At 73.1% G+C, this 7589-nt stretch carries 7 protein-coding genes; 6 read left to right on the plus strand and 1 reads right to left on the minus strand.

The features are described 5' to 3' along the window. Nucleotides 1-3 precede the first annotated feature (3 nt). The 5 genes from BLT76_RS23815 to BLT76_RS23835 are packed head-to-tail and all read left to right on the plus strand — an operon-like array spanning nt 4 to nt 4763. Entirely contained in the window at nt 4-1047 is a 1044-nt protein-coding gene (locus BLT76_RS23815; RefSeq protein ID WP_139175840.1) for an MCE family protein, read from the plus strand. Beyond that, a complete protein-coding gene (locus tag BLT76_RS23820; protein WP_090860871.1) occupies nt 1044-2420 on the plus strand; it encodes an MCE family protein in 1377 nt (458 codons plus the stop codon). The genes BLT76_RS23815 and BLT76_RS23820 overlap by 4 nt, the downstream gene beginning before the upstream one ends. Beyond that, nucleotides 2420-3601, plus strand: a complete 1182-nt coding sequence (locus BLT76_RS23825; protein ID WP_170867231.1) for an MCE family protein — start codon at nt 2420-2422, stop codon at nt 3599-3601. The genes BLT76_RS23820 and BLT76_RS23825 overlap by 1 nt, the downstream gene beginning before the upstream one ends. Beyond that, complete coding sequence (locus BLT76_RS23830; protein ID WP_090860808.1) at nt 3598-4254, plus strand: hypothetical protein; 657 nt, start codon at nt 3598-3600, stop codon at nt 4252-4254. Before BLT76_RS23825 ends, BLT76_RS23830 begins: the two co-directional genes overlap by 4 nt. Then, nucleotides 4251-4763 carry a hypothetical protein gene (locus tag BLT76_RS23835; RefSeq protein ID WP_179714426.1) on the plus strand — a complete coding sequence of 171 codons (513 nt, stop codon included), beginning with the start codon at nt 4251-4253 and terminating at the stop codon, nt 4761-4763. Before BLT76_RS23830 ends, BLT76_RS23835 begins: the two co-directional genes overlap by 4 nt. Nucleotides 4764-4780: 17 nt before the next feature. Here BLT76_RS23835 and BLT76_RS23840 read toward each other — a convergent pair whose 3' ends face one another. Then, nucleotides 4781-6550 carry a GNAT family N-acetyltransferase gene (locus BLT76_RS23840; protein WP_090860810.1) on the minus strand — a complete coding sequence of 590 codons (1770 nt, stop codon included), beginning with the start codon at nt 6548-6550 and terminating at the stop codon, nt 4781-4783. Between the two features lie 42 nt (nt 6551-6592). On the opposite strand from BLT76_RS23840, the gene BLT76_RS23845 reads away from it, so the two are divergent. Beyond that, nucleotides 6593-7372, plus strand: a complete 780-nt coding sequence (locus BLT76_RS23845; protein WP_090860811.1) for an alpha/beta fold hydrolase — start codon at nt 6593-6595, stop codon at nt 7370-7372. Nucleotides 7373-7589: the final 217 nt, after the last annotated feature.

Consider the following 7589-nt stretch of genomic DNA (forward strand, 5'->3'; position numbering starts at 1 on the left):
CGGATGCGGACGATCCTGGTGGCCGCCCTGGTCGCCGGCCTCGTGGTGGTCGGTGCTCTCGGGGCACGGTCGCTGCTGGGCACCGAGCCGGTGCGGGTCACGGCGCTCTTCGACTCCTCCGTCGGGCTCTACCCCGGCTCGGACGTGCAGGTGCTCGGCGTGCCCGTCGGGCGGGTCACCACGGTCAGCGCCGAGGGCGACCACGTGCGGGTGGGGATGGAGCTCGACCCTGACCAGGCCGTGGCCGCCGACACCCGGGCGGTCATCATCGCGCCCACCATGGTCAGCGACCGGTTCGTGCAGCTGACCGAGCCGTGGGTGGAGGACTCCGGCGAGAAGCGGCTCGGCAGCGGGACGGTCATCGATCAGGACCGCACCGCCGTACCTGTCGAGATCGACGAGCTGTACGGCGGGCTGAAGGAGATGTCCGAGGCGCTCGGTCCCCGCGGCGCGAACAAGAACGGGGCCCTGAACCGGCTCCTCAAAGTCGGAGCCGACAACCTGGAGGGGCAGGGCAAGGACCTGAACACCATGATCCGCGAGTTCGGGGCGGCCAGCGCGACGCTGGCCGGGCTGGACGAGGACTTCTTCGGCACCGTCGCCAACCTCGACGACCTCAACGAGATGCTCGTCGAGAACGACGCGACGGTCGCCAAGGTCAACGAGCAGTTCGCCGACGTGGCCGGGTTCCTCGCCGAGGACCGCGAGCACATGGGGGAGGCCGCGCAGAACCTGGCGGACGCCATGACGGTCCTCGACGACTTCATCCGCGACAACCGCGCCCACCTGCAGACCAGCGTGCGGAACCTGGTGCCGACCACCAAGGCGCTCGAGCGGCAGCGCAGGTCGCTGGAGGAGACCGTGCGGCTGGCCCCGTTGCTGTTGCACAACCTGCTCGACGCCTACGACGAGAAGTACAACGCCATCGTCGGGCGCGGCAACGTCAACGAGGTCTCGATCTGGAGCGACGACGGGCTGACCGCACGGACCTCGGAGAACGCACCGCCGACCCTGGTCGACGGTGCCAGGGACGGGAGCGGGCGATGAGCACCGCGGTACGTCGTACGGCTGCGCGCTGGACCGCCGCGCTCGGGCTGGCCGCCCTCCTGACGGGCTGCGGGCTCGGCAACGACCTCTACGAGACGCCGCTGCCCGGCGGTGCCGACGTCGGCTCGGACCCGGTCCGGATCACCGCGGACTTCCAGGACGCGGTCGACCTGGTCCCGCAGAGCAGCGTGAAGGTGGAGAACATCGCCGTCGGCCGGGTCCAGAGCATCGACCTCAATCCCGACGGGCGGACCGCGCGGGTCACCCTGCTGGTCCGCCGCGACGTCGACCTGCCGACCGGCACGACCGCCCGGCTGCAGCAGACGTCGCTGCTGGGCGAGAAGTACGTGGCCCTGGTGCGCCCCGAGGAGGGGAAGGAGGGCCCCGGCTCGCTGAGCACCGGGGCGAACATCCCGATCGCCGACACCAGCCAGGTCGCCGAGGTCGAGCAGGTCCTGGGTGCCCTCTCGCTGGTGGTGAACGGTGGCGGGTTGGGCCGCTTCCAGGAGATCTCGCGCGAGCTCCAGCAGGTCTCGGCCGGTCGGCCGGAGGAGATCCGCGGCTTCCTGCGCAACATGGAGACGTTCATGAGCTCGCTCGACTCGCGCAAGGGCGCCCTGACCGCCGCGCTCGACTCCCTGGCCTCGCTGTCGGAGACCCTGGAGACGGACCGCGACAAGATCGCCACGGCGCTGGACGGCCTGAGCCCGGGCCTGCAGGTCCTGGTGGACCAGCGCGAGCAGCTGGTCGAGATGCTCGGATCGCTCGACAGGCTCAGCGACGTCACCCTGCGCACCCTCGACGCGTCCCAGCAGGACATGGTCGAGGACCTGGAGCTGCTGGAGCCGATCCTGCGGGAGCTGGCCGAGTCGGGGTCGGCGCTGCCGAACTCGCTGGAGCTGCTGCTGACCTACCCGTTCCCCGACGCGGTGCTCGGCGCGATCAAGGGCGACTACCTGAACGTCTTCGCCACCGCCAACTACACCTCGCTCCCGGCCAGCTGCCGTGGCCTCGGATGCCCGTGGCCGCAGCTGGACGACCCCGGGGCGATGCCCCCGATCGACCCGTTCGACCCGGACGCGGGCCGGTCGGCACCGATGACGCTCCCGAGTGCGTCGGGGTCGCCGTCGGCCTCGGCCTCCACGTCGTCCAGTCCTTCAGGCGGTCCGTCGGCGAGCGGCTCGCCCAGCGGGTCCGGTTCACCGTCGGCCAGCGCGTCGCCCTCGGCCTCGGGCTCAGCGTCGGTCTCGCCGTCACCGTCCTTGCTGCCGCCCACCGACTCGGCGCTGCCTGGCCTGCCCGAGCCGTCAGTGCAGGTGCCGACAGCCGCGGCCTCCTCGTCGGAGTCCGCCACGCCGGGGGAGGAGGACTGATGCTCACGACCATGACCCGCGCCAAGGTCGTCGTCTTCGTGGTGCTGTCCCTGCTGACCACCACCTTCCTGGCGGTGCAGTACGTCGGGCTGGACCGGTTCCTCGGCGGCTACCAGGTCTCCGTCGACCTGCCCCAGGCCGGCGGCCTGTTCGAGAACTCCGAGGTGACCTACCGCGGGGTGCCGGTGGGACGGGTGGAGTCGTTGACCGCGTCGAGGGACGGCGCCCACGCCGTACTCCGGATCGAGCGGGGGGCCCCGGACATCCCGGCCGAGGTGCAGGGCCGGGTGGTCAACCGCTCGGCCATCGGCGAGCAGTACCTCGACCTGCGCGGCGGCGAGGTCGGCGACGAGCTGCTGGCCGACGGGGCCCACCTCACCCTGACCGCGGCCGACCTGCCGCCGTCGATCGACGGGCTGCTGCGCAGCAGCCGCGACTTCGTGGCCTCGGTGCCCTCGGACGCGCTGAACACCGTCATCGACGAGGGGTACGAGATGAGCCGGGGCAACGGAGCCCACCTGGCCCGGCTGATCGAGACCTCGTCCGACTTCGCGCAGACCGCCGACCGCAACTTCCTCGTCACGGTCAGCCTGATCGACAGCTCCGGGACGGTGCTGGCCACCCAGGAGAAGGCGGCCGCCAGCTTCACGAGCTTCAGCTCGGACCTGCGGCTGCTCGCCCACGCCCTCGACGAGCAGGACGACGACTGGCGCCGACTGGTCGAGCAGACCCCGGCGGCCGCCCGCCAGCTCGACGCGCTGTTCCGCTCCGTGGGCCAGCCGCTCGGGCAGCTGATGGGCAACCTGGTCTCGACGGCCCAGGTCTTCGGGACCCATGCCGCCGGGGTGAAGGAGACGCTCATCCGGCTGCCGGAGGGCATCTCCATCACGTACGCGGTGATGACCAGCAAGGGCATGCGGTCGGGTCTGCAGACGTCGTTCTTCACCCCGCTGCCCTGCACCGACGGCTACGAGAAGACCGAGATGCGTCCGGGCACCGACACCAGCCCCGGCCAGAAGTTCAACCCCGATGCCGGCTGCGACGCTGATCCGTCCACCGGCAGCAACGTGCGCGGGCCGGGCGCGACACTGCCCGGGGACGACAGGAAGAAGGGGGGCCGCCGGACGACGGTGCTGGCTCCCCCCGACAGCATGGACGACCTGCTGGGAGGCACGCAGTGAGCGACGACGAGCCGCGCTTCGAGATCCGCAACCGACGCTCGGCCGGTCCGACGGCGGAGGTGTCGGAGGCGCCGGAGGTCTCGGAGGCACCGGTCGAGCCGGTGAAGGATCCCGAGACCTCGGAGGAAGGCCCGGAGCCACCCACCGAGCGGCGACCACCGGGCGTCGGTCTGACGGTCTGGGTCCTGGGGGCGCTCGCGGTGCTGTCGCTGGTGGCGGCCGTCCTCTTCTGGCGCTCGGCCGCGAACGATCCCGACCGGACCCGGGCGGAGCTGCGCGACGCGGCGGTCATCGAGGGCACCGCCGCCGTCGAGACCATGAACTCGATGGACCACCGCGACGTCGCGGCCGGCATCAAGGCCTGGCAGGACGTCTCCACCGGGGTGCTGCACGACCAGCTCGTGGCCATGGAGCCGGACGACGAGCAGCTCCTGGCCGACCAGAAGAAGGTGGCCCAGGGGCGGGTCGTCCAGGCCGCGCTCACCGAGCTGACCGAGCGCACGGCGACGCTGATCGTGGCCGTCGAGGTCAGCGTCAGCGGGGACGAGGACGCCGAGCCCACGGTGAAGCGCAACCGCTTCGCCGCCGACCTGGTCCTGGTCGGTGGTCGGTGGAAGCTGGAGAACCTCCAGCAGGTCGCGGTGGGACTGTGATGCGCCGGATCGGCGTACGGCGAGGCCTGGTGCTGGCCGTCTCCGCCGTGCTGTTCGTGGTCGCGGGCGCCTTCGCCTGGCAGGCCCACTCGCTCCAGCAGGACCCGGTGCTCGACAACCGGGCCCAGCTGGCCGGGTCGACGGAGAACGGCATCGTGACCGTGGTGTCCCGGGGCCTGACCCAGGTGCTGAGCTACGACTACACCCAGCCGGAGGCGACCCGCGCGTTCGCCGACCAGGTGCTCCGCGGCCAGGCCCGCGAGCAGTACGACACCCTGTTCGAGAGCCTCGCCGAGCGTGCCCCGGGCCAGCAGCTCACGCTCAGTGCCGTCGTCCAGCTGGCCGGCGTCCAGGAGCTCACGAAGGACAAGGCCACCTTGCTGGTCTTCCTCGACCAGCGCAGCAGTCGGGCGGACGACGAGGAGCAGTCGGTCTCGGCGGCCCAGCTGCGGGTGACGGCCGAGCGGGACGGGCGGACCTGGGTGATCACCGGGCTGCAGCCGCTCTGACCCCCGGCTGCAGGGGGTCAGAGCGGCCGCTTGAACCCGACGTGGGTGTCCTCGTAGCCGAGTCGTCGGTAGAACTCGTGCGCCCGGCCACGGGCGTTGTCGGTGGTGAGCTGGGCGAGGGTGGCGCCGCGGGCGCGGCCGTGGTTGTGCGCCCACTCCAGCATCGCGGTGCCGAGGCCGGTGCCCCGGGCGGAGCCGGCGACGCGCACCCCCTCGACCTGAAGCCGGGTCGTGCCGCCGCGGGACAGGCCCGGGACGATCGTGAGCTGCATGGTGCCGACGATGCGGTCGCCCTCGTCCCGGACGGCGGCGAGGTACTGCGCCGGGTCGCGCGCGATCGCGTCGTACGCCGTCTCGTAGCGAACCAGGTCGGCGCCCTCGCGGGTCCGCCCGATCTCGTCGTCGGCGAGCAGCGCGACGAGGTCGGCCGCGTCGGTGCGGGCGGCCCGCTGCACCCGGAAGACCCGGTCGCCGAGGACCAGGCGACCGCCGATCGAGGCGGCGGCGTCGGCGCGCAGCCGCTGGACCAGCGCGTCCAGCCAGCCGCCGACGTGGAGTCGGGCCTCCGGGGTGTCGGGGTAGCGGCAGCGCAGGTGCAGCCCCGCGTCGTCGAGCACGAACCAGAGCATCACGCCGTCGGTGCGGACGGCGGCCCCGACGTACTGGGCCTCGAGGCCGGCGGCGTCGATGCGGACCGGCAGCCGGCGCAGGTCCAGCCAGGAGATGGCGAACATGCCGGGGGCCTCGGGCATCCCGCCCCACGGCTCGAGGATGTCCTCCAGCGGCCAGGAGCCGAGCCCGATCGCCTCCTTGACCGCGGCCGAGCACGCCCTCGGGGCGGGGTCGGCCGACTCGAGGACCGAGTTGGTGATGAACCAGCCGACCGAGTCGTGCCAGGTGGCGTCGTACCGGCTGTGGACGGGGAAGACCGCCCGCAGCGGCACGTCCCCGAGGTCGCGGGTCACCGCGGTCATCGCGGAGACGACCAGCGAGAGGGTCGAGACGCCGTCCTCGCGGGCCTGGGCGGCGAAGGCGGCGGCGTCGTCGACGTCGAGCACGTCGCGGACCTCGACCCGCTCGCGCTGGGGCGCCGAGACGTCGCCCAGCGGGAGCGGGAAGCGGGGCATCACGTCGCCGGACGCCGCCAGCACCTCGGCCCAGCGGGACCGGACCTCGGGCGGCGCGGACGGACGGGCCCGCAGGGCGCGGGTGTGCTCGGCGAAGGCCGGCACAGGGGTGAGCGCGGGGGAGCGGCCGCCCCGCACCTCGCCGTACGCCTGGAGGAGGTCGCGGGCCACGACGAGCATCGACCACATGTCGACGTGGGCGTGGTCGGCGGCGATCACCACGGTCGGACCGGTCGCGGTCTCCAGGACGCAGAGCCGGTGCGAGGGCCGACGGTACGGCGAGCACGCGTCGTCGAGCACGGCGCGCAAGGCGTCGTTCGGCGCCTGGCCCGACGCGACCGCGTGCTCGGTCCAGCCGCCGGGCGCGACCTCGATCGCGCGCAGCGCCGGGAGCCCGTCGGGACCCGGGACGAAGGCGGAGCGCAGCGTGCCGTGCCGCTCGACGACCGCCAGCCAGGCCGCGGCGAGGTCGTCGCGGGCCACGGGGGCCGACAGCCGGAAGGAGAGCGCCATCCACGAACCGGGCCGGTCACCGGCGCCGACGTGGCGCCGCTGGTCGAAGGACACCGGGAGGAGATCGCCGGATCCACGCACCTCGAGGTCGTAGCCCCAGAGCCGACCGAACGGCAGTCGCAGGTGCGCGACGTTGGTCAGCCGCATGCCGCTAACCTAGGGCCCTCACCCTGTGTCCGAGGAGCCGACGTGCCGACGTTCACCGTTCCCGGGGCCGAGCTCGACGTGGAGCTGAGTGACGAGGGCGGGCATCCCGTCGTCCAGCTCCACGGCCTCACCTCCAGCCGCCAGCGCGACCGGCTGCTCGACCTCGACCTCGGTCGGGGGCTCAGCGGCACCCGCCTGCTCCGGTACGACGCCCGCGGCCACGGTCGCTCGGGCGGCCGGGCGGTCCCCGAGGACTACCGCTGGTCGGTGCTCGCCGAGGACCTGCTGCGGCTGCTCGACGCGTCGTTCCCGGGTGAGCAGGTGCACGGGGTCGGCCCGTCCATGGGCACCGGCACCCTGCTGCACGCGGCGGTGCGCGAGCCGGAGCGGTTCGCCGGGCTCACCCTGGTCATCCCGCCCACCGCCTGGGCGACCCGGACGGCCAAGGCCGACGACTACCTCCGGGCCGCCGAGATCGTGGAGACCGCGGGGATGGCGGCGTTCGTCGAGGCCGGTCGGCTCGCCCCGTCACCCCCGGCCACCGCGCACACCCCCGACACCCTGCCCGACGTGTCGGAGGAGCTGCTGCCGTCCCTGCTGCGCGGCGCCGCGCAGAGCGACCTGCCCCCGGCCGAGCGGATCGCCGCGCTCGCCGTACCCGTGACGATCCTGTCGTGGACCGAGGACCCCGCCCACCCGGTCTCCACGGCCGAGGCGCTGGCCGGGCTGCTGCCGCAGACCCGGCTCGAGGTCGCCCGGACGCCGGAGGACCTGGCCCGGTGGCCCGAGATCCTGAGGGCCGACGTCGCCGCCCACGGCTGACGGTGGTTGAGCAGGGACGGAGTCCCGTCTCGAAACCCGGTGGGTCGGTGTCGCTTCTCGGGTGCGGGGGTTTCGGGACGGTCGCTGCGCGACCTCCTCAACCACCGGGGTGGGGTGGGGTGCGGTGAGTGCTGGTGGTTGAGGAGGGACGGGGGCCCGTCTCGAGACCCGGTGGGTCGGTGTCGCTGGTCGGGTGCGGGGGTTTGGAGACGGTCGC

The organism is Nocardioides lianchengensis (assembly GCF_900101465.1).
GTDB classification, from domain to species: domain Bacteria; phylum Actinomycetota; class Actinomycetes; order Propionibacteriales; family Nocardioidaceae; genus Nocardioides; species Nocardioides lianchengensis.